The sequence below is a fragment of the Streptomyces olindensis genome (assembly GCF_040645895.1).
GTDB classification, from domain to species: Bacteria; Actinomycetota; Actinomycetes; order Streptomycetales; family Streptomycetaceae; genus Streptomyces; species Streptomyces olindensis.
Window position 1 is genome coordinate 1 of the sequence record NZ_JBEYZD010000019.1, and the last position, 23,793, is coordinate 23,793.

Below are 23,793 nucleotides of genomic sequence, written 5' to 3' on the forward strand. Positions count from 1 at the left end.
GCGCTGGTAGGCATGGCCCATGGCGACTGACGCGAGCGGCTCTTCGTCCGGCCTGCGGGTACTGGCCCCGCCGGCCATGGAGGCCGGGCGGGGCTCCCGCGCGTGGCCCGTTTCCGGCCGGGTAAAACGAATCTTTACGGTTGCTTGGGGCATTGAATTGCTAAGGGCAAGTAACCCCCTTCTACTGTGGCGGGATGACCGAAACCGCAGCCGTACCCGAGGAGGCGGCCCCGGCATCCCCGCCCGGCGGGCTGACCCACCGGCAGATCCTGACCATCCTCAGCGGTCTGCTGCTGGGCATGTTCCTGGCCGCCCTGGACCAGACGATCGTCAGCACCGCGATCCGCACGATCTCCGACGACCTGCACGGCCTGAGCCAGCAGGCGTGGGCGACCACGGCGTACCTGATCACCTCGACGATCACCACACCGCTGTACGGCAAGCTGTCGGACCTGCACGGCCGCAAGCCGTACTTCCTGACCGCCATCGGCATCTTCGTGGTGGGTTCGGCGGCCTGCTCGTTCGCCACGTCGATGACCGAACTGGCCTGGTTCCGGGCGTTCCAGGGGCTCGGCGCGGGCGGTCTGATGTCGCTGGTGCTCGCGATCATCGGCGACATCGTGTCGCCGCGGGAACGCGCCCGCTACCAGGGCTACCTGCTGGCCACCTTCGCCACCTCCAGCGTGCTCGGCCCGCTCATCGGCGGGTTCCTGTCCGGCCGGGACAGCATCCTGGGCATCACCGGCTGGCGCTGGGTGTTCCTGGTCAACGTGCCGGTCGGCCTGATCGCCCTGGCCGTGGTCGCCAAGGTGCTCAACGTGCCGCACACCCGGCTCGACCGGCGGATCGACGTCTGGGGCGCGGTGACCATCGCCCTCGGCGTGGTGCCGCTGCTGCTGGTGGCCGAGCAGGGCCGCGACTGGGGCTGGACGTCGACGAGGTCCGTGGCGTGCTACGCGGTCGCCGCGGTCGGCCTGCTGCTGTGGGTCCTGGTGGAGCGCCGGGTCGGCGATGACGCGCTGATCCCGGTCCGGCTGTTCCGCAACGGGATGTTCAGCCTGGTCAGCGTGGTGCTGCTGATCGTCGGCATGGGCATGTTCGGCGCGATGATGATGATCCCGCAGTACCTGCAGATCGTGAAGGGAGCCACCCCGACCACCTCGGGTCTGCAGATGCTGCCGCTGGTCATCGGCATGATGAGCGCCTCCATCGTCTCCGGCCAGGTCACCTCCAGGACCGGCAGGTACAAGTTCCTCCCGATCGTCGGCACCGCGCTGATGATCGTGGCCCTCGTGCTGTTCGCCGTACGGGTGGACTGGGACACCCCGCTGCGGCAGACGATGGTCTACATGCTCGTCCTGGGCCTGGGGCTCGGCTGCTGCATGCAGACGCTGGTCCTGGCGATGCAGAACACGGTGCCGCCGCAGGACATGGGCGTGGCGAGCGCCTCCTCCACGTTCTTCCGGCAGATGGGCGGCACGGCCGGCACGGCCGTGTTCACCACCCTGCTGTTCACCCACGTCCCCGGGAAGATCACGGACGCCTTCGCGTCGGTCGGCCACACTGCGTCCTTCCGGGCGGCCCTGCGGGACCCGGCGGTGCGCGCCGACCCGGCGAACCGGCCTGTGCTGGACATGGTGCAAGGGCACGGGCACGGCTCCTCCGGTGCCACACAGGTGCTCGGCGACTCGTCGTTCATCCAGAAGCTCGACCCTCGGCTCGCGGTGCCGTTCAAGATGGGCTTCGCCGACTCGATGCACGTGGTGTTCCTGACCGCGGCGGCGGTGATGGTGCTGGGCTTCCTGCTGGTCCTGTTCATCAAGGAGGTGCCGCTGCGCCAGGTGTCCGGGCTCCAGGCCCGCGCGGCGGAGGCAGGCCCGACGGGCGTGGAGGCAGGCCCGACGAGCGCGGTCCCGGCCGGGAAGGCCGCGACCGGGAAAGCCGCGGCCGCCGCGCCGGTGCCCGGGCCGGTCCGTCCCGAGGTGGAGACCGCGGCCGGCGGAATCCCGGTGCGCGGCTTCGTCCGGCGCGCCGAGGGCGACCCGGTCCCACGGGCCGCCGTGACACTGATCTCCCTCGCCGGACGGCAGTTGGGCCGCGCGGCCGCCCGGGCCGACGGCGCCTACGCGGTGACCGTGCCGGGCACGGGTTCGTACGTCCTGATCGCCTCCGCCGACGGCTTCCAGCCGCAGGCCTCGACGGTCGTCGTGCACGAGGACCCGGTGGCGTACGACATCCTGCTCAGCGGCACCAGCGGCCTGAGCGGTGCCGTACGGGCCGCCGGGACCTCGCTGCCCGTGAAGGACGCGATGGTGATCGTGACGGACGTGCGCGGTGATCTGCTGGCCACCCAGGCCACCGGCGAGCAGGGCGAGTTCTCCTTCGGGGAACTGGTGCCAGGGTCGGTGACCGTCGCGGTGAACGCCGCCGGCTTCCGCCCGCGCGCCGTGCCGGTCGAGATCGGCGGCAGCGGTCCCACCCGCGTCGAGGTCGACCTCGACTTCGGCGCCCACCTCCAGGGCGTCGTACGGGCCCCGCACGGACCTCTCGCGGACGCCCGGGTGACGCTGCTGGACGCGGCGGGCAACGTCGTCGGCACGGCCGTCACGGCGGCGGACGGCGCCTACGCCTTCACCGACCTGGACAGCGGCGAGTACACGGTCATCGCGACCGGCTACCCCCCGGTGGCCACGGCGCTGACGGTGAGCGGCCGCGGCGTCGACGGCCACGACGTGGAACTGGCCCACCCGGCCGAATAGGCGCCAGGGCCCGACCTGGGCGCCAGGGCCCCACCTTGGCGCCAGGGCCCGACCGCGGAAAGGGGAAGCCCCGGTGGGCCCGCTCCTGGCAGGCTGGTCCCATGGTCACGCAGCCGAACGACTGGTCCGGGCTCTCCTGGCTGGGTCCACCGATCGACGCCCGCGCGCTGTTCCGCCCCGAACTGGGCGCCCTGGTCGGGCTGTTGCGGGGGCTCGGGCCGGCGGAGTGGGCGCGGACGGCCGTGCCGGGGTGGACCGTCCACGACGTCACCGCGCACGTCCTCGGTGACTGCGCCGCCCGCCTCGGCCGCCGCGATCCGGGCCCCTTCGCACCCGGTGAGACCCTCGAGGCGTTCATCCACCGCGCCAACCAGGAGTGGGTCGAGCGCCACCGGGACACGGACCCGGCCGCGCTCGTCGACGCCCTGGAGGACGCCGGCACCGAACTCGCCGGCCGCTTCGCGCACGCGGACCCGGACGCGCCGTCGCTGGGCGTGTCCTGGGCCGGGGCGGACCCGGCGCCCATGTGGCTCGACTGCGCCCGGGAGTTCACCGAGTACTGGACGCACCGGCAGCAGATCCGGCACGCCGTCGGGCTCGACACCGATCCCGAGCCGCGGGCCCTGTCCGTCGTCCTGGACACGTTCATGCGGGCCCTTCCGCACACCCTGCGGGGCGTCGAGGCGCCGGGCGGCACGCGGGTGGAGGTGACGGTCACCGGCCCGGGAGGGGGAGTCTGGACCGTGACGGCCGTGACGGGCGGTTGGTCCCTGGGCGAGGGATCGCACGGGCGGCCGCCCACCACCGCCGTACGACTGGACGCGGAGACGGCGTGGCGGCTGTGCACCCGCGGCATCGAGCCGGCCACCGCCCTCGCCCGGGCCCGCGCCCGGGGCGACCACCGGCTCGCCGAGGCCGTGTGCCGGATCGTGTCCATCGTGTACTGACGGGGGCGGCCGCCGCCACGACCGGGCTGGGCCGCCGCCATGACCGGGTGGGCCGTCGCGCGCTGTCGAGTTCCTGTCGAATTCGCCGACGGGGCGCGGCACTTGGGGCACTTGGCGTTTCATCGGAACCGTCGAGTCACAGCCCCACCCACACGAAAGGCCCGATCATGACCCGGAACCACCCCCGGCCGTCCCGGCGCACCGTGCTCGGCGGGGCCGTCGCCGCGCTCGCGGTGGCCGCCGGCGCCGGCACCGCGCAGGCCGCCCCCGGCACCGCCTGGCCCACCGAGTTCCCGCTGCCCGACGGCTGGCTCCCCGAGGGCATCACCATAGGCAGCAGGCCGTACGCGTACATGGGCTCCCGCGCCAACGGGGCCGTCTACCGCACCGATCTGCGCACCGGCAGGGGCGAGGTCCTGCACGAGGGCGCCACCGGTCTCGCGTCCATCGGGCTGAAGCTGGACGACGACGGCCTGCTCTACGTGGCCGGCGGCGCCGGGGGAACGGCCCGGATCGTCGACTCGCGCAGCGGCGAACTGCTCACCACGTACCGCCTGACCCAGAACGCCGCGCCCTTCATCAACGACGTCGTGCTGCACCGGGACCGCGCCTGGTTCACCGACTCCCGCGACGCGGTCCTCCACGGCGTCCCGCGCGGCCGCGAGGGCGAGGTCCGCGCCCTCCCGCTCACCGGCGAGTGGGTGCAGGCTCCGGCCGGGACCAACAGCGCCAACGGCCTGGTCGCCACTCCCGACGGCCGCGGCCTGATCGTCGTCAACGCGGGGCAGCTGTACCGCGTCAGCCTCAGGACCGGCCACGCCACGAGGATCGCGCTGGAGGGCGCAGCCGACGTGACGAACGGCGACGGCCTGGTCCGCCTCGGCCGCACCCTGTACGTCGTCCAGAACCGCCTGAACAAGGTCACCGTCTGGGACCTCGACGCGAAGGCCACCACGGCCACGCTGAGCAGGACCATCACCGACCCCCGCTTCGACGTCCCCGCCACCGCCGCCCGCTTCGGCAACCGCCTCTACCTGGTCAACGCCCGCTTCACCAGCCCGCAGACGCCGCAGACGACGTTCAACGCGGTGGCCGTGTCCCTGTAGCCGGCGTGGCCCTCGACCAGGGTCTGACGAATCGAGGCCGGCCCATCCTCTCTCGTGCGCATGCGTCGTGGTCGCACACCCGACCGCATGGGCGTCAGGCCTGTTACAAAGAGGCATGCCTTCGTCTACGAGTGAATTCGAGGACGCGACGAAATCCGGCACCATGCTGCTGGGCGGCATGGCCGATGTGGTGGCCCCGTGGGCGGCACGGGTGGCGGCCACGTTGAGACTGGCGGACCTGCTGCGGGACGAGGCCAAACCCGTGGCCGTTCTGGCCGCCGAGGCGGGCGCCGACCAGGACGCGCTGGGCAGACTGCTTCGGTTCCTCGCCTGTCGGGGGGTGTTCGTCGAGCAGGCACCGGGCACGTTCGCGTTGAACGCCGCGGCCGAGCCGCTGCTCGACGATCACCCGATGGGCCTGCGGGTCTGGCTGGACCTGAACGGGCTCGCCGGGCGGTTCGACGCGGTGTACTCCACCGGTCTCCTGGAAGCGGTGCGGACCGGCGTGGACGGCTACACGAGCGTCTACGGGCGGTCGTTCTGGGAGGACCTCCACGTGCACGGCCGGGTCGAGGAGTTCGACCGGATGATGAGCAGTGACGCGGGGATCTGGATGTCCGAGGTCGCCGCGCAGTACGACTGGGCCCGGGTGGGCCGGGTGACCGACGTGGGAGGCGGAAACGGAGCCCTGCTCAAGGAGTTGCTGGGCGCCCACGCCGGACTGCGCGGGACGCTGGTCGACCTTCCCGGCTCCATGTCGGGCGGGCAGGCGACGCTGGCGAGCTTCCCGGACCGGGTGTCGTTCTCGCCGGGCAGCTTCTTCGACCCCCTGCCCGAGGGATCGGACGTGTACGTGCTCGCGCACGTGCTGCACGACTGGAACGACTCCGATGCCCGCAGGATCCTCGCCCGGTGCGCGGAGGCGGCCGGGCCACGGGGCCGGGTGATCGTCATCGACCGTACCGGGGCCGAGGAGGACGACCTGCTGGAGTTCACCGAGATGGACCTGAAGATGATGGTCCTCTTCGGGGCCAAGGAGCGTACCGCGGACGAGTTCGCCGCGCTGGGGAGGAGCGAAGGGCTCGGCCTCTGCTCAGTGAAGCCGCTCGAAGCCGGCCTGACGATGATGGAGTTCGCACCGCACGGTGCGTGAGAGCGTGCGGGCCGCACCGGTCACCCGGGTGCGGCCCGCATCCCATTGTTCTCCGCGTGCCGGAAACGCGTGTGGATGCCATGCCAGTTCTGTGAACACCTTGAGCGCACAACCACGGCAGGCACGCGTTCCACGCGCGCTCATTCGGCCACCCTCACGAGGCCGACCGGGAGGACGGTGTCCGGGCGTCCGGGCGAATGAGCGTGTCCGGCGGCGAGCTCCGCTCCGCGCCACACCACCGCGACCTGCACCTTTCGCACCGCGAACCGGGCCTTGGAGCAAGGCCCGGGAGCAGCGCACGGACTTGACCGAAACTTGGGGAAAGTTTCGCCTGTCGTTGACGTACGCCTGCCGTGGATCTGATGATTGTCACCAGCGGGCGGTAATTGACTCGTATCAAGTTCGGGATGTGAGGCAGCAAGAGAGGGCTCATGCTGGACATGGCGCACAGCGGTGTGACGGAACCACCGAAATGCAGGAGTGAATCAATTTCCGTAGCCATCGAGAAGTTACTCCTCTGCGATTCACCGAGATCGCACACCGTCGATTCCGACCACGTGAAGATGCTGGCCCAGCTGGAGGACAGCCTTCCGCCCATCACCGTGCACCGGGGGACGATGCGCGTGGTGGACGGTGTGCACCGTCTGGGGGCCGCCAAGCTGCGCGGCGCGACGGAAATCAACGTCGTGTTCTTCGAAGGAACGCTGGAGGAGGCGTTCGCGCACGCAGTCGAGAAGAACGTCCGGCACGGGCTGCCCCTCACCGTTCAGGAGCGGACCGACGCGGCGGCCCGGATCATGACCTCGCACCCCGACTGGTCCGACAGGCGGGTCGCCTGCACGACGGGGCTGTCCCGGAAGACCGTCGCGCAGATCCGGCGTACCGGTCTGGGGGACCACTCCGGGCAGACGGCCAGAACGGGCCGGGACGGACGCGTACGCCCGGTGAACAGCGCCGCCGGCCGCGAGCAGGCCGCGCAGGTGCTCCGCGAGAAACCGAGCGCGTCACTGCGGGAGGTCGCCAGGGTCGCGGGCATCTCGCCCAGCACGGTGCGCGACGTCCGTGACAGGATCGCGAACGGCGACGACCCGGTGCCTGTCCGCGGGCAGTCGCAGGACCGGTGTCATCCCGCCGCGGAGACCGCCGCTCCCGGCGCCGTCCGGACGGCCGCGCAGCAGCACCAGCGGATGGCCGTCCGCTCCCGTCGCTACGAGACCCTCCTCCACGGCCTCAGAAACGATCCCTCCGTACGTCTCACCGAGTCCGGCCGGCTCGTCCTGCGGCTCCTGGAGACACGGCTGATCCTGGTCGGTGAGCGGAACCGGCTGATCCAGGGCATCCCGCACCACTGCGTGCCCAATCTGTCCGTCGCCGTACGGCAGTGCGCGGAGGCGTGGAACGAATTCGCCGCTCAACTGGAGACGCACGAGCTGGCTGAGGAAGCTGCGGGCGGTGAGCAGGAACAGTCCCGCTGCGACGGGTGACAGTCCCGGTGTGCAACTGGCTCCTGGGCCCGGTCGAACACCGGCGTGACAGCTCCCCGCGATCTCGCCGGGCACGGTCGGCGCTCGGACACCCGGTCGCAGTCGCCGCGTGACGCGCGCCGGCCCCTCTGGCCGGGGCCGGCGCCTCAGCTGCCGCATTCTTGGCAGGCCCACTCCCAGGGAGCCGCCGGCGACGGAGACGCGGTCAACTCGTCGCGTCGCTGTGCAGATGGTCGAGGGTGTCGGCGAAACCCTGCCAGGCGGCTTCGGTGTCGGATGTGCGCCGGTGCTCCCCCCGGAACCACTCGACGAACTCCGCGACGTCCAGCAGGCTCCAACGCAGCCGGTAGAGCGCCAGCGCCTCCCGGTCGGGCGTATGTCCGGTCAGCTCCGTATAGCGGGCGAGGGCTGCCGGATCCCCCGACAGCAGTGAGAGGTCCCGTTCAGGTACCGCCAGCCCCACCGTGTCCCAGTCCACCAGCAGATAGCCGTGGCCACCGAGGATCAGGTTCCCCGGGTGCGGCTCGCCGTGCGTGACGACGAGCGGCGCCCCGCGGCCGCGTACCCGGGCGGCCAGTTCGGCGAACTCCGAGAGCCGCCGACGGACCGTCGCCTCATGAGCGGCCAGCAACTCCCGGGCCGGCTCGGAGAACGGTCCGCCCGTCCAGGTGCCGGACAGCTCGGTCAGAGCGGTGTGGACGCCGCGCAGCCCGGGCGGCTCCAGGTCGGTGTGCGGGGTGGTCTCCGGCGGGGTCCGGCTGTGGAGCTTCGCGAGCAGTTCCAGCACCTGGTCCTGCTCCTGGTCCGTCAGCTTTTGACCGAACTCGCCCGGGCGGCCGTCGGCATGGGGGAAGACGGCCAGTGCGTAGCGCGGGTCCAGTCGCACGAGAGAACTGCCGTCCGCTGTGGTCCGGGGCGCCACCACGAAGCCCAGACCGTCCTGCTCGCTCAGGTGCACCGCGGTGTCCATGGCGCGCCGCAAGCCGCGCAGCGCCGCCGCGGCGCCCTGTCCGCAGTGCTCCTTGTGCTCGAGATCGGAGACGGTGACGAACCACCGCTGTCCGTCGTCACCGGTGATGTGCCAGTGATAATCCCCGAAGCCGATCGGCGCGTATGACGAAGTGGCCGTGGAGATGCCGAAGTCGCGTAGTCCCTGAAATAGAATTTCCTGGTTCAGTTTCTCAGGAAGATCTTCCATGGGGGAACGCTAACAGCTCGTCCGGTCGTCCATGAATGGGTATTCGTCGAATTCCCGCATGCGCCGCAGCGGCGAACACAACAGCATGGGAGCGACCACCATCAGAGCGCCTGCCAGGATCCACAGGGCCTGGCGCACCCCCACGGAGGCGGCGAGCGCACCCCCGGCCGTCGCGCCGAGCGGGGCGGCGCCCCACACGGCGAAGCGGAACATCGCCGTCATCCGGCTGAGCAGACTCGGCGGGCACACCTGCTGGCGGTAGGTGACCTGCATGATGTTGAACACCGTGATGCCGATGCTGATCGCGATCTGCCCCAGGACGAACGCCGTGACCCGCCAGCCGTCGCCCGTGAGCGGGATCAGGAACATGAAGGGAGCCGCGGCCGGGACCGCGAGCACCGCGGTGCGGCCGGCACCCAGTACGGCGGTCAGACGGGGGGCCAGCCACGCGCCGATCAGGGCGCCCACGGCACCCGCGGCCAGCAGGAAGCCGACGAGCCCCGGGGCCACCCCGACGACGCTGTTCAGGAAGACGACGTCCAAGGACAGCGTGGCCGAGAGGATCAGGTTGTTCGCACTCGCCGAGAGTGCGAGCAGCCGCAGGACCGGATGCCGGAGCAGGATGATGATGCCCTGCCACGTCTGCCGGGCCAGCCCGTGAGAGGGCTCGGGCGGCTTGGTGTCGGGCACCGGGATACGCCACAGCAGCAGTGCCGAAAGCGCCGAGCCCAGCCCGTTGGCCGCCACCGCGAGGTGCGTACCGAGCCACTGCACACACACGCCGCCCAGCCCCGGACCGCCCAACTCCGCCGTGGCGCGGATCATTTGGAGGTTGCTGTTGCCCCGGAAGAGGCGGTCCTTGACCATCAGGTGCGGCAGGTAACTGTGGTCGGCGATGTCGCCGAACAACTGGGCGCAGCCGAGCAGCAGTGCCACGGCGTAGAGATGGGGCAGAGAGAGCGCGTCGATCGCCCAGGCGGCCGGCAGCGACATCAGGGCGGCGAACCGCAGCAGATCCGTGCCGATCATGACCCGGCGCGGCCGTAACCGCTCGACGACCGCTCCGGCGAGCAGGCCGAGCAGCAGGTAGGGCGCGAAGTAAAACGTCTGGATGAGGGCCATCTCCCAGGCCTGTGCGCTCAGGGACAGCGCGGCGGTGAGCGGGAGCACGACCAGGGTGGCGGCGGCGCCGGTCTCGTTGAGGACGTGCGAGCCGAGGAACAGCCGGTAGCCGTAGCGGTGTTGCCGGTCGGTGTGGTGGGCAGGCGGGTGGTTCGCGTACGGGCCGGCAGCGCGGCCCGGGCGTTCTGACATTGCGTCACCTTGGGTCGTCGTTGTCACACCAGGTCAGGGGGCCGGTGCGTCGGTGGGCCGGGCGAACCGGGCGGCGGAACGGGGGCGCGTGGTCACTCGGGGCCGAGGAGCGCGCGGAGTTCTCCCACCAGGGCCGGTGAGCAGGCGATGACCATCCGGTCGCTTGCGGGACCGCCGTCGGCGTCGCCGACCCAGGCACCCGCCTCGCTCGCGATCAGGGCTCCAGCGGCGCGGTCCCAGTGCCGGGTGTCGCCCTCGTAGTAGGCGCCGAGGCGGCCGGCCGCGACCCAGCACAGGTCCATCGCCGCTGATCCGCTGCTGCGGATGTCCCGGACGTGGGTGATGACGCGCGCGGCCAGGGCGGCCTGCTGCGTGCGCACCGCGGGGTCGCTGCTGAAGCCGGTGGACAGCAGGGCTTGTCGGAGTGTGGTGGGGGTGTCCACGCGCAGAGGCCGGCCGTCGAGGCGGGCGCCTTCACCGCGTACGGCACTGAAGGTCTCCCGGCGGGAGGGGTCGTGCACCACGCCCACGACGCCGGCACCTTCCAGTTCGGCGGCGATGGAGACGACGAACGCCGGATTGCGGCTGACGAAGTTGCCGGTGCCGTCAAGTGGATCGATCACCCACCGCAGGCCCGAGGTGCCCGGCCGCTCTCCGCCCTCCTCGCCGAGGATCCCGTCGTCAGGCCGGTGCGCCGTCAGCAGTTCGACGATGCGGTCCTCGCTCCTCCGGTCGTACGCGGTCACCAGGTCAGTGGGGGACGCTTTCGTCCTCGCCTGTACGGGCCCGTCCGCCGGTGCGCTCAGCAGGATTTCCCCCGCCTCCCGCGCCGCGAAGACGGCGAGTTCTATCAGCTCGCGTCGGTCAAAGGCGCTGTGCGAGGCGTTCATTGCACCCCCTTGTAGCGTCTGGATTTCCGTGTGAAGGTATCACCATCCCGTTTCCCGAGGCCCTGTCAGGGCATTCACCTTGCTTTCCGCAGTTCTCCCGATGACCCGACGTCCTAAGTTGGTGCCGTGTCAGAAACAGAACGCATACGCATAGGTGTGATCGGTTGTGGCACCGTTGCCCAGATCATGCACCTGCCCTATCTCCGAAGCCTTTCCGAGCAGTTCGAGATATCTGCGCTCAGCGACCTTTCACCCGGTCTGCTCGATCTGCTCGGTGACCAGTACGGCGTACCTCCGGCCCGCAGGTTCCTGGATTACCGGGGCTTGCTGGAGACGGATGTGGACGCCGTTCTGGTGCTCAGCGGCGGCAGCCACGCCCCGCAGGTCCTGGCCGCCGCAGAGGCGGGCAAGCACATTCTGGTGGAGAAGCCGCTGTGCTTCACCCTGCGCGAGGCGGACGAGATCGAGGCCGCCGTGAGCAGGTCCGGAGTGCGGCTGATGGTCGCCTACATGAAGCGTTTCGACCCCGGCTTCCGGCACGGGCAGCGGCTCGTCCGCGCGATGCGGGAGCCTCGGTACGTACAGATCAACACGCTCCACCCGAGCGAGGACCAGTACATCGACATTCACGGGGTGCACCGTTTCGGCGACATCCCGCATGCGGTCGCACAGCGGGTGGAACGGGCTCAGGAAGAGCTGCTCGACGAAGCCGTGGGCGGGATTTCCGACGCGTTGCGCTTCGTCTATCATGATGTGTTCCTGGGCAGCATGGTGCACGATATCAATGCGCTGCGGTCCCTCGTCGGAGAGCCGACGGAGGTGCTCTTCACGCACATCTGGCCGGCGGATTCGGAGTTTCCCTCCGTCACCACCGTCCTGCGGCACACCGGAAATCTCCGCACCGCCTACACCTGGACGTATCTGGCCGAGGTACGGGACTACTTCGAGGAAATCGCCGTGTTCTCCTCGGCCGAGCGGATACGTGTGCAGTTCCCGTCACCGTTCCTCAAACACTGGCCGACACCTGTCGTCGCGCAGCGCATGGAGAACGGCGCGCTGGTGGAGGAGCGGGTCGAGGTGTCGCACGCCGAGGCGTTCCGTGAGGAACTGCTGGCCTTCCACGAATGCGTCGTGAGCGGGGTCCGACCGCTCACCGACGTATCGGACGCTCGCACGGACATCGCGGTTCTCCAGCAGATCCTCGCTGCCTTCGATCCCCCCGGGCTCGGCGGAGAGACGAAGACGAGCCGGGGCTGAGCCATGCCCGCAGAAGGGGGTACACCGTGAGTCACAGCGTCACGCTCCCGTCCACGGAGCACATCATCGAGCTGGAGAAGCGGCACAGGCTTCCCGGCAGCCAGTCCATGACCGACCTCGCGGGCATCGTCGTCGAGCGCGCGGTCAACGCCGAGGTCTGGGACACGGACGGCAAGCGCTACATCGACTTCTTCACCGGAGTGGGCGTCAGTAACATCGGCCACTCCCATCCCCGGTTCCTGGAAGAGCTGAACGCGCAGCTGAGCAAGTGCGCGGTGGGGACGTTCTACACCGACGTCCGGTCCCAGTACTACGCTCTCCTCGCCTCTCAACTCCCCGAACAGCTCAGGGGCATCCACATGTTCTCGACCGGCAGTGAGGCGGTCGAGGCGGCGGTGAAGCTCGCCAGAGCCGCCACCGGCAAGCAGGAGATCCTCAGCTTCTGGGGCGGCTTCCACGGCAAGACCCAGGGTGCGCTGAGCCTGCACGGCGGCCCGCGCAAGCACCACTCCGGCCCCTTCCCGCCCGGATCGCACCAAGCGCCCTACGCCGACTGTCACCACTGCCCGCTCCAGTTGGAACACCCCGGATGCGGTCAACGGTGTGTCGACCTCGCCGAGCAGTCCCTTGCCAACACCTCCCTCGGGGACCTGGCGGCGATCATCGTGGAGCCGGTACAGGGGACGAACGGGAACATCGTCCCGCCGGAGGGGTATCTGCGCGCCCTGCGCCAATTGGCCGACCGGCACGACGCGTTGCTGATCCTCGACGAGGTCATCACCGGCTTCGGACGGACGGGTGCCCTGTTCGCCTTCGAGCACGACCCCGGCATCGCGCCCGACATCGTCGTACTCGGCAAGGCGATGGCCTCCGGCGTGCCCGCGAGCGCCGTCGTCAGCAGGCCGGGACTGGCCGAGGGCACCTCCTTCGCCGTACCGAGTGCCGCGGCGTCGACCTTCGGCGGCAACCCGCTGGCCAGCGCCGCCTCGCTGGCCACCTTGCGGGTCCTGCTGGACGAACGGTTACCCGAACGCTCCCGGGACCTGGGGAAGTCGGTGGCGGACCGCCTGGCCGCGTGGCGGGAGGAGTTCCCCTTCGTCGGCAACGCGGACAACGCCGGCCTGATGATCGGCGTCGAACTGGTGCACCCGGCGACCCGCCGCCCGCTCCCCAAGGACCTCACCCGGCGCCTCTTCCAGCAGCTCATGGCCCGGGGCGTCCTGGCGATGGCATACGACAGCAGGATTCGGCTCTACCCCCCGCTCAGCATCCCGACGCGCCACCTCGAAGAGGGCCTGGCCGCCTTCGAGGACGCCTTCCGGTCGATGGCCCCCGCCATCAGCCGTCTATGACCACGACGAACAAGGGGAGAGCGCCCATGGAACTGGGCTGTGTCGTACGGAGCGCCGAGGAGGCCGAGCACGCCGCCGGTCTCGCCTTCGATTACGGCGAGGTGAAGGGCGACATGCTCTGCGTCCCGCGGGACGAGCTGCCGGCCCTCACCGCTCGCCTGCGGCGCACCGAGCTGCCTTTCAAGGCCATGACCTCACCGCTGCCCCGGCGGTACGGGTGCCGGGTGGTGGGCCCGGACGCCGACCACGCGAGGGCGCTGGGGGTCTTCCGCGACATGTGCGACCGAGGCGCCGCGCTCGGCGTGGGCACCGTGGTGCTCGGCAGCGGACAGGCCAGGGACGTGCCTGAAGGCTTCCCGGCCGAGGAGGCCGGCCGGCAGTTCCGGGACTTTCTCGTCGCGGCGCGGGACGTGTGCGCCGAGCGCGCCATGACGGTCGCACTCGAGCATCTGAACAGCACGGAGACGAACCTCGTCAATTCATGCACCGAGGCCCGCGCCGTCGTGCAAGCGGTCGACGGCGCCGGCGTACGGATCACCGCCGACTGCTTCCACCTCGTCAGCGAAGGACTCCACGTCCGTACCGAGGTCGCCGCCGCGGGCAGTGCCATCGCGCACGCGCACACCTCCGCCGTGCCGCGTGGCAGCGGCGACTTCCGGGAGGAAACACAGCGGGAGTTCGTCACGGCGCTGCTGGCCGCTGGTCACGACGGCGGGCTGACCGTCGAAGACGAGTTCGCGGACTTCGGCCGGGAGGCGGCCGAGGCGGCGGGTCTCTTCCACCGCATTCTCGACAGCACGGCCGCACCGTCCTGACGGCGGAGAGCACACGCACCGACCCCGGGAGTTGAACCGCGTGGCACTGACCTTTCTCACCGACCACACCTCACCCCTCATGCGGGGGCTCGCCGACCGCGTCGTCGCCGACTGGAACGAGCGGTACTCCGACACCCCCGTCGGCCTGACGGTGCTCGACCACGAGGAACTGCGCGACGAGCTGCGCACCTGCCTCACCGGAGCCCCGTCCGCCGACGTCATGACCTGGTTCGCGGGCAACCGGATGGACTCCATGGTGGGCCAGGGCCTGATGCTCGACATCTCCGCCATGTGGAAGACCGAGGGGTTCGACCAGGTCTACCTGCCGCGGTTCCGCAACATGGCCGGAGGCATGGGCCCCTCGTACTTCCTGCCGACCTCGCACTACTGGTGGGCGGTCTACTACCGCCCCTCGGTGTTCGCCGCGGCGGGCATCACCGACCCCGTCACCACCTGGGACGATCTCACCGCTGCCTGCCGGAAGCTCACCGCAGCGGGAGTCACCCCCTTCGCGCTCGGCGCCCGCCACCGCTGTCCGGCCGCGGCCTGGTTCGACTACCTCAACATGCGGCTCAACGGGCCCGACGTGCACGAAGCCCTGATGACGCTGCGCATCCCGTACACGGACGACCGGATCCGCCGGGTGTTCGCCTTCTGGCGCGAACTGATCGAGCAGGGGTACTTCCTCGGCGACCCGGGCGGATACGACGAGGAGGAGGCGGTTGCCGCCGTCCTGCGCGGCGAGGCGGGCATGACGCTCACCGGCGCGTACGCCACCGATGAGTTCACTCCGCCGGGTGAGCCCGACATCGACTTCTTCCGCTTCCCGCTCATCGACCCGGACCTGCCCATCGGGGAGGACACTCCCGTCGACGGGTACTTCGTGCCCGCGAACTCCGCCTCCCCCGCCGAGGCCACGCGCTTCCTAGCCCACCTGGGCTCGCGGCAGGTGCAGCAGCTGACCATCGAACGGCTCTCCACCCTGCCCACCCGTACCGACGTGGACACCGAGCGGGGAGGGCGGCACGTGGCCAAGGGCATGGAAATCCTCCGGGGAGCCGACCACCTGAGCCAGTTCTACGACCTCGACACGCCCTGGGAACTCGCGAACGTCGGCATGTCGGCGTTCGTGTCCTTCGCCCAGGACCCCACACGCGGCGACGAACTTCTGTGCGAGCTGGAGTCCGCGCGTCAGCACCAGCTCGGCAAGACCCCGCTCACGGCATCGCGCTCGATGCCCGCGTCCCACTGACCAAGCCTGGCCCCACCCCCCAGGGAGAAACATGACGCCCGTACGACGCTCCCCGTTGGCGCTGCACGGCGGGACTCCGGTCCACGACGGCGGTTGGCCCGCCTGGCCGCAGGCGCCGGAAGCCACCCTCACCATGCTCAAGGAGGCTGCGACGTCCAGGCGGTGGGCGATCAGCGGCGCCTACACCGGTACGCCGAGCTTCGAGCGCCGTTTCGCCGACGCCTTCGCCTCCTACCACCAGGTGCCGCACGCGGTGCCCACCACCAACGGCTCCGCCGCGCTCACCATCGCCATGGAGGCGCTGGGGGTCGGGCCCGGCACCGAGGTGATCGTCCCCGGCCTGACCTGGGTGGCCTGCGCCTCTTCCGCAGCCGCGCTGGGCGCCACACCGGTCCTGGTGGACGTCGACCCCGAGACGCTCAGCATCAGCGCCGACGCCGCGAAGGCAGCGGTGACCGACCGGACCGTGGCCATCCTCGTCGTGCACGCCTACTGCTCCGGCGCGGACGTCGACGCGTTCCTCGAACTCTCCAGGAGCACCGGCATCCCCCTCATCGAGGACTGCTCCCAGGCGCACGGCGCCGAGTGGAAGGGCCGCAAGGTCGGCACGTACGGCACCATCGGCGTGTTCAGCCTCCAGCAGACCAAGGTCCTCACCAGCGGCGAGGGCGGCGTCGCGATCACCTCCGACGCCGACCTCTACGACCGGCTCCAGCAGTACCGGGCCAACGGCCGGCGCTGGGTCGCGCGGCCGGTCCTTCACCAGCTCGAACTGGAGGACGTCGGCACCTTCGAGGGACACAACCACGCGATGTCCGAGTTCCACGCCGCCGTGGCCCTCAGCCAGCTCGGCTACCTGGACACGCAGAACGAGGTGCGGAGCGGCAACGCGCGCATCCTGAACGGACTGCTGGAACGCATACCCGGTGTGTCGACCGTGCCGGCCCCGGCCGGGCTCACGCGCCGCACCTACTACGACTACGTCATCCGGCTGGATTCCGACCTCCTCGGCTCGGTTCCGGTGGACCGCGTGGTCGACGCGATGACCGCCGAACTGGGCATGTTCTTCGAGACCCTCGACGCACCGCTGAACGCGAACCCGCTCTACGGCCCGCTCAAGTCCCCCCGCACGCTCCGTTCAGCGGCTGCCCGGGACGACCTGGACCCCGCGCGGTTCCCGCTGCCGGCCGCCACCGCCGCCTTCCACACCTGCTTCGCCTTCCTTCACCAGGCCCTGCTCGGCTCCGAGGAGGACATGCAGGCGATCGCGACCGCAGTCGAGAAGGTGGTGCAGAACATCGACAGGCTCCACGACGGGCCGAAAGGAGCCGTGCGATGAACGTGCACGTGGCAGACGGAAAAGTGATCAATCCGGAAGGCATCGAAATCAACGCGAGCCTTCAGTGCAACATGCGCTGCAAGTCGTGCGCGCACCTCTCACCGCTTTTCCGCAGGGAGAACGCCGATCCCGCGGAGACACACGACATCCTCGCCGTCCTCGCCCGGAACTACCGCGCGTCCTACGCCAAGATCATGGGCGGCGAGCCGCTGCTGCACCCGGACATCGTCGGATTGATCGAGGCGGTGCGTGCGAGCGGCGTCTCGGACACCGTCCTCGTGGCGACCAACGGCACCCTCTTGGACCGAGCCTCCGAGGAGTTCTGGCGGGTCGTGGACTCCCTCGAAATCTCGGTCTACCCCAGCCGCCCCGTCACCTCCGAACAGATCGATCGCTACCAGGGCTTGGCCCGGGAACACGACGTGTCCCTGCTGATCAATCATTACGGGCACTTCCGTCAGATCTATTCGGAGACCGGCACCGACTCGCAGTCGCTGGTGCAGGACGTGTTCGACACCTGCAAACTCGCCCATTACTGGCGTTCGCACACGGTTTTCGACGGCTGGCTCTACCGCTGCCCGCAGAGCCTTTTCATGCCGCAGAAACTGGAGAACGGCGGCTGGGACCCCCACGAGGACGGCCTTGAGATCGCGGACGATCCCGGCTTCCTGGACCGGCTGCACCGGTTCCTCACCCGCACCGAGCCGTTGCGCGCCTGTGGGAACTGCCTGGGCAGCGTCGGCACGCTGCACCCGCACACCGAACTGCCCCGCGACGCGTGGCGGCCGCAGCAGAAGCCGGAGGAGCTGATCGATTACGAATTCCTCGAGCTGTGCAAGAGCGACATCGCCGCGGACGACGGTTGCGTCGACTCGTCCTCCTTCGTCTCCCGAGAGGCAGGCTGACCATGGGCGAACAGTCAGGCTCCGAAGAGAGCGTCACCGTCGTCACCCTGACCCGCTACCGACCCGTGGAGGTCCAGCGGGCGATGCGCAGCGTGCGGGCCCAGCGGGCCGGCGTGACTGTCCGCCACTTGGTGCTCATCGACGACAACCGGGAGATCCAGGTCGCTCTGGACGAGGTCGCCGCGGACTTCCCCCTGTGCGAGATCCGGTACGTACCCCGTGAACCGCACGAGACGTCGGGCCCCGGCCGTGCCTCCCGGCTGCGGAACATGGGTGTGCGTCATGCCTCCAGCACGTGGATCGCCTTCCTCGACGACGACAACGAGTGGGACCCCGACCACCTGCACAGCCTGCTCAGCTGCGTGCGGGAACACCGGACCCGCGCGGCCTTCAGCGATGTGCGCCTGCTGCGCACGGACGGCACGCCCTATCGCGAGCCCCGCTGGCCCTGGGCGAACAGTACCGCCGAGGCCGAGGCCACCTACCGGGAGCTCGCGGCCCGGGGGATCTGCGAGCCGGGTTCCAACGTCATCCGGCACCGGCCCGACGCCTTGGACGTCCCCGTGGACACCAGCGCCTGGCTGCTCCATCGCCAACTGCTGCTGGAGGTGCCGTTCGACGACCACTTCTCGGCCGCCGACGCCCAGCACCTCGTGAGCGAGGACGACAAGCTCTTCCACCGGCTGAACGAGCGTGGCGAGCCGATCACCGCCACCGGCCGGGCGACCCTCCACTACTACCTGGGCGGCTACTCCAACAGTGCCGAGACCGTCGCGCCCACGGAGCGGGACGCCATCTCCTGGGCGTCCGAATGACCGCCGCCCGGCGCCCGGGGAGGCCCGGGACCCCTGCCTTGCCGACGCCGCACCGGAAGGGACCACATCCTCGTGACTGAGCCGACCACGACCGAAGACCGCTGCCCGTTGGAAGCCGACCACGGGACCTTCCACTGGGGGGACAGCCTGGAACTGATGAAGGCCGTCCCCGACGCCGGTGTGGACGCCGTGGTCTGCTCACCGCCGTTCGAGGGCGGCGAGCTGATAGCCGACGAGGGCCGCACGGGCGACGCCTTCGTCGCATGGATCGAGCCCTTCTTCCGGCAGTTCCAGCGCGTCCTGCGTCCGTCCGGCTGCGTCGCGTTCGAGCTGGGCGGCATCTGGCTCTCGGACGCGCCCGGAAAGGCGGTGCAGCACGCGTCCGCGCTGCGGGCACTGGCCGCCTCGGGCTGGCGGCTCGTGCAGGACTACTACTACTACAACCCGCAGTTGCTCCAGCCGGAGCCCGGCGGCGCGCCCCGGGCCGCCGACTCGGTCACGCCCATCTGGGTCATGGCCAGGACGTACGACGTCCACTACGACGTCGAGGCGCTGCGGCGCGGCGACCGGAGCGCGGTCGTACGCGGCAACCTCCTGGAATTCGACACGTCCGGTACCTGGGACCAGGCGTACGAGAAGACGCTGGCCCGACTGGGGCTGGAGCCGTACGGGGATCGCTGGCCGACGGCCGTCCCCGAGCTGTTCGTCGAACTGCTGACCCGGCCCGGGGGGCTGGTCCTCGACCCGTTCGCCGGTACGGGAGCCACCTGTTTCGCAGCCGAGCGGCTGGGCAGGCGGTGGATCGGCATCGAGCGCGACCGGGGACTGGAGCAGCACGTGCGCGCGATGTTCTCCGGCGTTCGGAACGGCGCGCCGTCCCCGGCTTGAAACCGGCTGCGACCGGGGCGCGCTCATCGCCCGCCCCGGTCGCGGGAGCCGGCCCCGCCTCAGGCGGCGACCGCCGGTGGCACCGAAAGCAGTTCCTCGGGCACCTCGCAGTCGGTCCAGCGGCCCTCGTCGGCCGCCGAGGCGTAGGCCGCGTCGATCACGAACGACGTGGTGAGCGCTTCCCTGATCAGCTCTGTCTGACGCCCGCGTTCGGCGGTCATGGCCAGGAAGTCCCGCAGCATGCTGGGGAACCACTCCTTGTGCGTCGGGTCGTCGAACCCGGACTCGACCGTGGTCCGCAGCACGTCCCCGCCGGCGGTGGCGGTGAGTTCGTCCCCGTCGACCACGACGGAACCGGCGCTGCCGATGACGGAGTAGCCGGTGCTGCGGTGCCCGGCGGCCCACGACAGCGTCATGGCGATCTCCACGCCGTCGTCGCAGCGCATCCGCAGCAGGGCCGAATCCTCGGTGTCCCGGTAGGCGTCCCCTTCCCGCATGCGGCCGGTGAGGCAGGACACCGACCGGGGTGTGCAACCCGTCAGATTCATGGCGAGATAGATGCTGTGGGGACCGTGGTCGCGCAGGATGCCGCCCCGTGACGTCTCGAACTCGCGCCGCCAGTGCGTCCGCCACTCCGGGACGCCCTTGGCGTGTCCGGAGCGCAGGGTACGGAAGTTCGCGCCGAGCACCTTCCCGAACGCGGGGTTCTGGATGTGCTGCTTCAGCGAGGCCAGTACGGGCGCGAACTTGTAGACGTGGCACGGGTAGTAGACCCTGTCGGTCGCCCGTATCAGGTCCATCTGTTTCCGGTAGCCGCCGTCCTCGTCCGGCAGGAAGACCGGTTTCTCGCACAGCACGTGCAGACCGTTCGCGAGGCCCAGCTCGGAATACCCGGCGTGACTGCTGGGCGGAGTGCAGATGTCGATGAAGTCCAGGTTCTCGTTGGCGATGAGACTTTCGAAGTCGCTGTAGGCGGGCAGGCCGTACGTGTTCTCCACGTGGTCCCGGCGTTCTTTCGAAACGTCCAGAACGGCGGTGACGGTCAATTCATCGACCCGCGAGTATCCGGTCATGTGCCCCTTGGCGATGGTGCCGAATCCAATGATGGCGCCCTTCATTGCAGCCTCCTTCTGGAGTGAGGACGAGATTATTGGTACTGGGGCCTCCAGTCGGGTGTCAAACTTCCGACTGCACAGCGCAATTGGGACTGTGCGGAAAGCAAGGTCGCTCGCCGGTGAGAAATACGTTGACCGCACGTACCCTCTTCGAAGGGAACTCGTCGAAGAACGAGGGGATCGTGCATGGTGAACATGAATGGGAAAGCCCCTGCCTTATCTCGGACCGCCGGGACAGCCGCTGTCGTGGGCGCTTCCGGCTTCATCGGGAGCCATCTCTACCGTGGCCTCACATCCGCCGGCATACGCACTTTCGGTTTCACCCGGGACAATCCGTTCGCCCCCCTGGGCAGCGTGCACCGGGAACTGCTGAAAGCCGAGACGATCTATTACGTGGCGGGCAGCACCACCCCCGCGCTGACGGAGGAACGGCCGGATCTGGCCAAGGCGGACCTCTGGAATCTCCAGATGCTCCTGTGGAGTGTCAGAAAGACCGCCCACCGCCCCCTGGTCGTGCTCGCCAGCTCGGGCGGCACCGTGTACGCGCCCGATGCCCCGCAGCCGTTCCGCGAGGACGCGCCGACCCTGCCGGTCTCGGCGTACGGAGCCGCGAAACTCGACCAGGAGCGCGCGTTGACGGCGGTGGAATGGATCACCCCGGTGGTCCTCCGGTTCTCCAACCTCTACGGTCCCCGTCAGGTCCCGCGCCGGGGGTGCGGGGTGATCGCGCACTGGGTCAAGGCCGTCCGCGAGGGTGCGCCGCTCACCCTCTACGGCCACTCGAGCAGGGACTACCTGCACGTGGAGGACGCCGTCGAGGCGCTGCTCGCGGTCCATCGGCACGCCGCCCGGCTCCGTGCCGCCCGGGCGCCCACCACACTGAACATCGGGTCGGGCGTTCCGGTGGGACTGAACGAGCTCCATGAGTGCTTCGAACGCGCCGCCGGGCACAGCATTCCGGTGCAGCGCCGGCCTGCCAGGAGCTTCGACCGTACGGAGATCTGCCTGGACGTGACGGCGGCCGGGAAAACCCTCGACTGGGCCCCGCAGATCCCCCTGGAGACCGGACTCGCGCGCATGCTGGGCACCGCCGTGCGCCAGCGGTAACCGTCCGCGCGAGCGGCTCTGACATCTGGCTCCACGACCGACTTGGGCGCCTCACCCCTGCGCGCGGCACCAACGTGGTGGCGGGCACGCGCGCGTACGCGTGCCCGCGACCGCGGCGTTCCGGCAAGGGCCGGCCGTCATCCCACGAAAGGCGAGTGGGACGCCCGCTCCTCCGGGAGGGGCCGTGTGTCGAGGTAGAACCACTCGGCGTCGGCGGTGGGCCACGGCGCCGGTGCCGCCGCTTCCGCGGCCCCCACGCTCGCCGGTTCGGCCCTCGCCGCCGGTTCCGTCCACGCCGACGGTCCCGTCCACGTCGCCGACTCCGCCCACGCCGACGGTTCCCCCCTCGGCGCCGTTTCCGCCCACGCCGACGGTTCCGTCCTCGTCGCCGGCTGCGCCGCTTCCGCCGGTCCGTCCGGCATGGCGGCGGCCCGGCGCCTGGGCAGCGGCGCCGGTACCGGGCCTTCGTCGACGGGCCCGGCGCCGCCCGGCTTCGCCTCCCCCGGCATCAGCAGTTCCACCCGCCGCCCCAGTCCCCGCTGCTGCGCGGTGAACTCCTCGACCTGGCTGCGGCAGGCGTGGTCGAGGTGGGTCACGCCGGTCAGGTCGAGCCGGATCCTCGGCTTCCCGGACGCGGCGGCGGCCTCCAGCGCCTCGATCACCTTCGGCAGACGCAGGAACGTGGCGTTGCCGGCCATGACGACCTTGGCCGTGTCCTCCTCGATGTGCCGGCGGACGACGGTCTGGGACATGCGCAGCGCGGCCAGCACGATCCCCGCGGCGAGCCCGAACAGCACGCCCTCCAGGAGCGCGGTCGCCACGATGACCAGGGTGGTCATCGTCATCACCGCGAACTCGCCCTTGTCCTGCCGCCACATCTTCGGGAACTCCGCGGGGCCGAACAGCTTCCAGCCGCTGTGCACGAGGACACCCGCGAGCACCGAGATCGGGATCAGGGCGAGCACCTGCGGCAGCAGCAGCGCGAACGCGAGCAGCCACAGGCCGTGCAGGGTGCGCGAGAGCCGCGTCTTGGCACCGGCCTGGACGTTCGCCGAACTGCGGGCGACGACCGCCGTGATGGGGAGCGCTCCGAGGATGCCCGCGACGGTGTTCCCGGCGCCCTGGGCGATCAACTCGGTGTTGTAGCGGGTGCGCGGGCCGCTGTGCATACGGTCCACGGCGGCGGCCGTGAACAGGCTCTCGGCGGACGCGATGACCGTGAAGGTGAGGATGGCGGTGATGACCGCCCCGTCCGTGAGCCGGGCGAACTGCTCCGCGCCCGGCACCTGCACGGACGCCAGCAGGTTGCCCACCTGGAGCGTCTTGACGTTCACGCCGGGCAGCGCGGCGACGACCATGCCGATGCCGACGGCGACCAGCGCGGCGGGGATCTTCCCGGCCGGTCCCGGCACCTTCTTCCACACGAAGCTGAGCACGATCGTGACGACGCCGAGCAGGGTGGCGATCATCGCCTGCGGGTCGGTCAGGACGTCGGCCAGCAGCCCGGGGATCCCGGCCATGTTCTCGATCGGGGTGCCGGGGGCTTTGTCGTCGGCCATGGGGTAGGCCTGGCTGAACATCAGCGGCACTCCGATGCCGGCCAGCATGCCCTGCACGACGGCGACCGAGATGGCCTGGAACATCCGGCCGAGCCGCACCAGTCCCAGGACGATCTGGAGGAGGCCGGCGAACAGCACGATGACGCCGAGCATGGCCACGCCGACCTCGGCGACGGTCTCCGCGACCAGCGCGGCGAGTCCGGCGGCCGGTCCGCTGACCTGGAGCGTGCTGCCCCTGATCGCACCGACGACGAGGCCGCCGATCACCCCGGAGATGATCCCGAGTTCGGCCGGCACCCCGGAGGCGACGGCGACGCCGATGCACAGCGGCAGGGCGACGAGGAAGACGACGAGCGAGGCGGTGACGTCGGTCGCGAGATCGCCTCGCGCCCTGCCCTTGCCACCGGCGCCCTCTCCAGCGGCACCCTCTCCACCGGCGCCCTTCTCTTCAGCGCCCTTCCCACCGGCGCCGTTGGCCCCGGCGCCCTTGGCTCCACGGCTCACCTGGCGAACCAGTCCACCCAGCATCCCGCCGACT

The 23,793-nt window shown here is 70.2% G+C and carries 19 protein-coding genes; 14 read left to right on the top strand and 5 right to left on the bottom strand.

The window, feature by feature from the left end:
• The first annotated feature begins 194 nt into the window (after positions 1–194).
• The 5 genes from ABZ948_RS14515 (at position 195) to ABZ948_RS14535 (ending at position 7,449) form a co-directional block, all read left to right on the top strand.
• Complete coding sequence (locus tag ABZ948_RS14515) at positions 195–2,759, top strand: MFS transporter (RefSeq protein WP_359759402.1); 2,565 nt, start codon at positions 195–197, stop codon at positions 2,757–2,759.
• Between the two features lie 101 nt (positions 2,760–2,860).
• Positions 2,861–3,706, top strand: coding sequence for a maleylpyruvate isomerase family mycothiol-dependent enzyme (locus ABZ948_RS14520; protein WP_359759404.1), 846 nt, complete (start codon positions 2,861–2,863; stop codon positions 3,704–3,706).
• Positions 3,707–3,873: 167 nt separating this feature from the next.
• Entirely contained in the window at positions 3,874–4,812 is a 939-nt protein-coding gene (locus tag ABZ948_RS14525) for an SMP-30/gluconolactonase/LRE family protein (protein ID WP_359759406.1), read from the top strand.
• Between the two features lie 115 nt (positions 4,813–4,927).
• The gene (locus tag ABZ948_RS14530; RefSeq protein WP_359759408.1) at positions 4,928–5,965 is read left to right on the top strand and encodes a methyltransferase; all 1,038 of its coding nucleotides are present in this window, start codon (positions 4,928–4,930) and stop codon (positions 5,963–5,965) included.
• A 563-nt stretch (positions 5,966–6,528) separates the two neighbouring features.
• A complete protein-coding gene (locus ABZ948_RS14535; protein WP_359759608.1) occupies positions 6,529–7,449 on the top strand; it encodes a ParB/RepB/Spo0J family partition protein in 921 nt (306 codons plus the stop codon).
• A gap of 205 nt (positions 7,450–7,654) precedes the next feature.
• Here the strand turns inward: ABZ948_RS14535 and ABZ948_RS14540 are convergent, their stop codons facing one another.
• The 3 genes from ABZ948_RS14540 to ABZ948_RS14550 all read right to left on the bottom strand — a co-directional run bounded on the left by ABZ948_RS14540 (position 7,655) and on the right by ABZ948_RS14550 (position 10,851).
• Entirely contained in the window at positions 7,655–8,647 is a 993-nt protein-coding gene (locus tag ABZ948_RS14540; RefSeq protein ID WP_359759410.1) for a phosphotransferase, read from the bottom strand.
• Positions 8,648–8,656: 9 nt separating this feature from the next.
• On the bottom strand, positions 8,657–9,961 hold the full coding sequence (locus ABZ948_RS14545) for an MFS transporter (protein ID WP_359759411.1): 1,305 nt from the start codon (positions 9,959–9,961) through the stop codon (positions 8,657–8,659).
• Positions 9,962–10,053: 92 nt separating this feature from the next.
• Entirely contained in the window at positions 10,054–10,851 is a 798-nt protein-coding gene (locus ABZ948_RS14550) for an inositol monophosphatase family protein (protein WP_359759413.1), read from the bottom strand.
• A 126-nt stretch (positions 10,852–10,977) separates the two neighbouring features.
• On the opposite strand from ABZ948_RS14550, the gene ABZ948_RS14555 reads away from it, so the two are divergent.
• The 8 genes from ABZ948_RS14555 to ABZ948_RS14590 all read left to right on the top strand — a co-directional run bounded on the left by ABZ948_RS14555 (position 10,978) and on the right by ABZ948_RS14590 (position 19,474).
• On the top strand, positions 10,978–12,108 hold the full coding sequence (locus ABZ948_RS14555; protein WP_359759415.1) for a Gfo/Idh/MocA family protein: 1,131 nt from the start codon (positions 10,978–10,980) through the stop codon (positions 12,106–12,108).
• 26 nt (positions 12,109–12,134) lie between these two features.
• A complete protein-coding gene (locus ABZ948_RS14560) occupies positions 12,135–13,460 on the top strand; it encodes an aspartate aminotransferase family protein (protein WP_359759417.1) in 1,326 nt (441 codons plus the stop codon).
• Positions 13,461–13,486: 26 nt separating this feature from the next.
• Positions 13,487–14,275 carry a sugar phosphate isomerase/epimerase family protein gene (locus ABZ948_RS14565; RefSeq protein WP_359759419.1) on the top strand — a complete coding sequence of 263 codons (789 nt, stop codon included), beginning with the start codon at positions 13,487–13,489 and terminating at the stop codon, positions 14,273–14,275.
• 40 nt (positions 14,276–14,315) lie between these two features.
• Positions 14,316–15,527, top strand: coding sequence for an ABC transporter substrate-binding protein (locus ABZ948_RS14570; protein WP_359759421.1), 1,212 nt, complete (start codon positions 14,316–14,318; stop codon positions 15,525–15,527).
• Positions 15,528–15,558: 31 nt separating this feature from the next.
• On the top strand, positions 15,559–16,866 hold the full coding sequence (locus ABZ948_RS14575; protein WP_359759422.1) for a DegT/DnrJ/EryC1/StrS family aminotransferase: 1,308 nt from the start codon (positions 15,559–15,561) through the stop codon (positions 16,864–16,866).
• Positions 16,863–17,771, top strand: coding sequence for a radical SAM protein (locus ABZ948_RS14580; protein WP_359759424.1), 909 nt, complete (start codon positions 16,863–16,865; stop codon positions 17,769–17,771). Before ABZ948_RS14575 ends, ABZ948_RS14580 begins: the two co-directional genes overlap by 4 nt.
• A gap of 2 nt (positions 17,772–17,773) precedes the next feature.
• Positions 17,774–18,586: a glycosyltransferase family 2 protein gene (locus ABZ948_RS14585; RefSeq protein WP_359759426.1), complete on the top strand. Its 813-nt coding sequence runs from the start codon at positions 17,774–17,776 to the stop codon at positions 18,584–18,586.
• A gap of 72 nt (positions 18,587–18,658) precedes the next feature.
• Positions 18,659–19,474 (top strand): DNA-methyltransferase, encoded by an 816-nt coding sequence (locus ABZ948_RS14590; protein WP_359759428.1) that lies wholly within the window; start codon positions 18,659–18,661, stop codon positions 19,472–19,474.
• Positions 19,475–19,533: 59 nt separating this feature from the next.
• Here ABZ948_RS14590 and ABZ948_RS14595 read toward each other — a convergent pair whose 3' ends face one another.
• On the bottom strand, positions 19,534–20,592 hold the full coding sequence (locus ABZ948_RS14595; protein ID WP_359759430.1) for a Gfo/Idh/MocA family protein: 1,059 nt from the start codon (positions 20,590–20,592) through the stop codon (positions 19,534–19,536).
• A gap of 192 nt (positions 20,593–20,784) precedes the next feature.
• Here ABZ948_RS14595 and ABZ948_RS14600 point away from each other — a divergent pair, with 192 nt between their 5' ends.
• On the top strand, positions 20,785–21,696 hold the full coding sequence (locus tag ABZ948_RS14600; RefSeq protein WP_359759610.1) for an NAD-dependent epimerase/dehydratase family protein: 912 nt from the start codon (positions 20,785–20,787) through the stop codon (positions 21,694–21,696).
• Between the two features lie 137 nt (positions 21,697–21,833).
• Here ABZ948_RS14600 and ABZ948_RS14605 read toward each other — a convergent pair whose 3' ends face one another.
• The gene (locus ABZ948_RS14605) at positions 21,834–23,783 is read right to left on the bottom strand and encodes a SulP family inorganic anion transporter (protein ID WP_435857495.1); all 1,950 of its coding nucleotides are present in this window, start codon (positions 23,781–23,783) and stop codon (positions 21,834–21,836) included.
• Positions 23,784–23,793: the final 10 nt, after the last annotated feature.

Coding starts and splice junctions, on each gene's coding strand:
- ABZ948_RS14565 (WP_359759419.1), top strand. CDS start 13,487: ATGGAACTGGGCTGTGTCGTACGGAGCGCCGAGGAGGCCGAGCACGCC.
- ABZ948_RS14540 (WP_359759410.1), bottom strand. CDS start 8,647: ATGGAAGATCTTCCTGAGAAACTGAACCAGGAAATTCTATTTCAGGGA.
- ABZ948_RS14585 (WP_359759426.1), top strand. CDS start 17,774: ATGGGCGAACAGTCAGGCTCCGAAGAGAGCGTCACCGTCGTCACCCTG.
- ABZ948_RS14535 (WP_359759608.1), top strand. CDS start 6,529: ATGCTGGCCCAGCTGGAGGACAGCCTTCCGCCCATCACCGTGCACCGG.
- ABZ948_RS14575 (WP_359759422.1), top strand. CDS start 15,559: ATGACGCCCGTACGACGCTCCCCGTTGGCGCTGCACGGCGGGACTCCG.
- ABZ948_RS14520 (WP_359759404.1), top strand. CDS start 2,861: ATGGTCACGCAGCCGAACGACTGGTCCGGGCTCTCCTGGCTGGGTCCA.
- ABZ948_RS14605 (WP_435857495.1), bottom strand. CDS start 23,783: ATGCTGGGTGGACTGGTTCGCCAGGTGAGCCGTGGAGCCAAGGGCGCC.
- ABZ948_RS14600 (WP_359759610.1), top strand. CDS start 20,785: ATGAATGGGAAAGCCCCTGCCTTATCTCGGACCGCCGGGACAGCCGCT.
- ABZ948_RS14525 (WP_359759406.1), top strand. CDS start 3,874: ATGACCCGGAACCACCCCCGGCCGTCCCGGCGCACCGTGCTCGGCGGG.
- ABZ948_RS14545 (WP_359759411.1), bottom strand. CDS start 9,961: ATGTCAGAACGCCCGGGCCGCGCTGCCGGCCCGTACGCGAACCACCCG.
- ABZ948_RS14580 (WP_359759424.1), top strand. CDS start 16,863: ATGAACGTGCACGTGGCAGACGGAAAAGTGATCAATCCGGAAGGCATC.
- ABZ948_RS14530 (WP_359759408.1), top strand. CDS start 4,928: ATGCCTTCGTCTACGAGTGAATTCGAGGACGCGACGAAATCCGGCACC.
- ABZ948_RS14550 (WP_359759413.1), bottom strand. CDS start 10,851: ATGAACGCCTCGCACAGCGCCTTTGACCGACGCGAGCTGATAGAACTC.
- ABZ948_RS14595 (WP_359759430.1), bottom strand. CDS start 20,592: ATGAAGGGCGCCATCATTGGATTCGGCACCATCGCCAAGGGGCACATG.
- ABZ948_RS14515 (WP_359759402.1), top strand. CDS start 195: ATGACCGAAACCGCAGCCGTACCCGAGGAGGCGGCCCCGGCATCCCCG.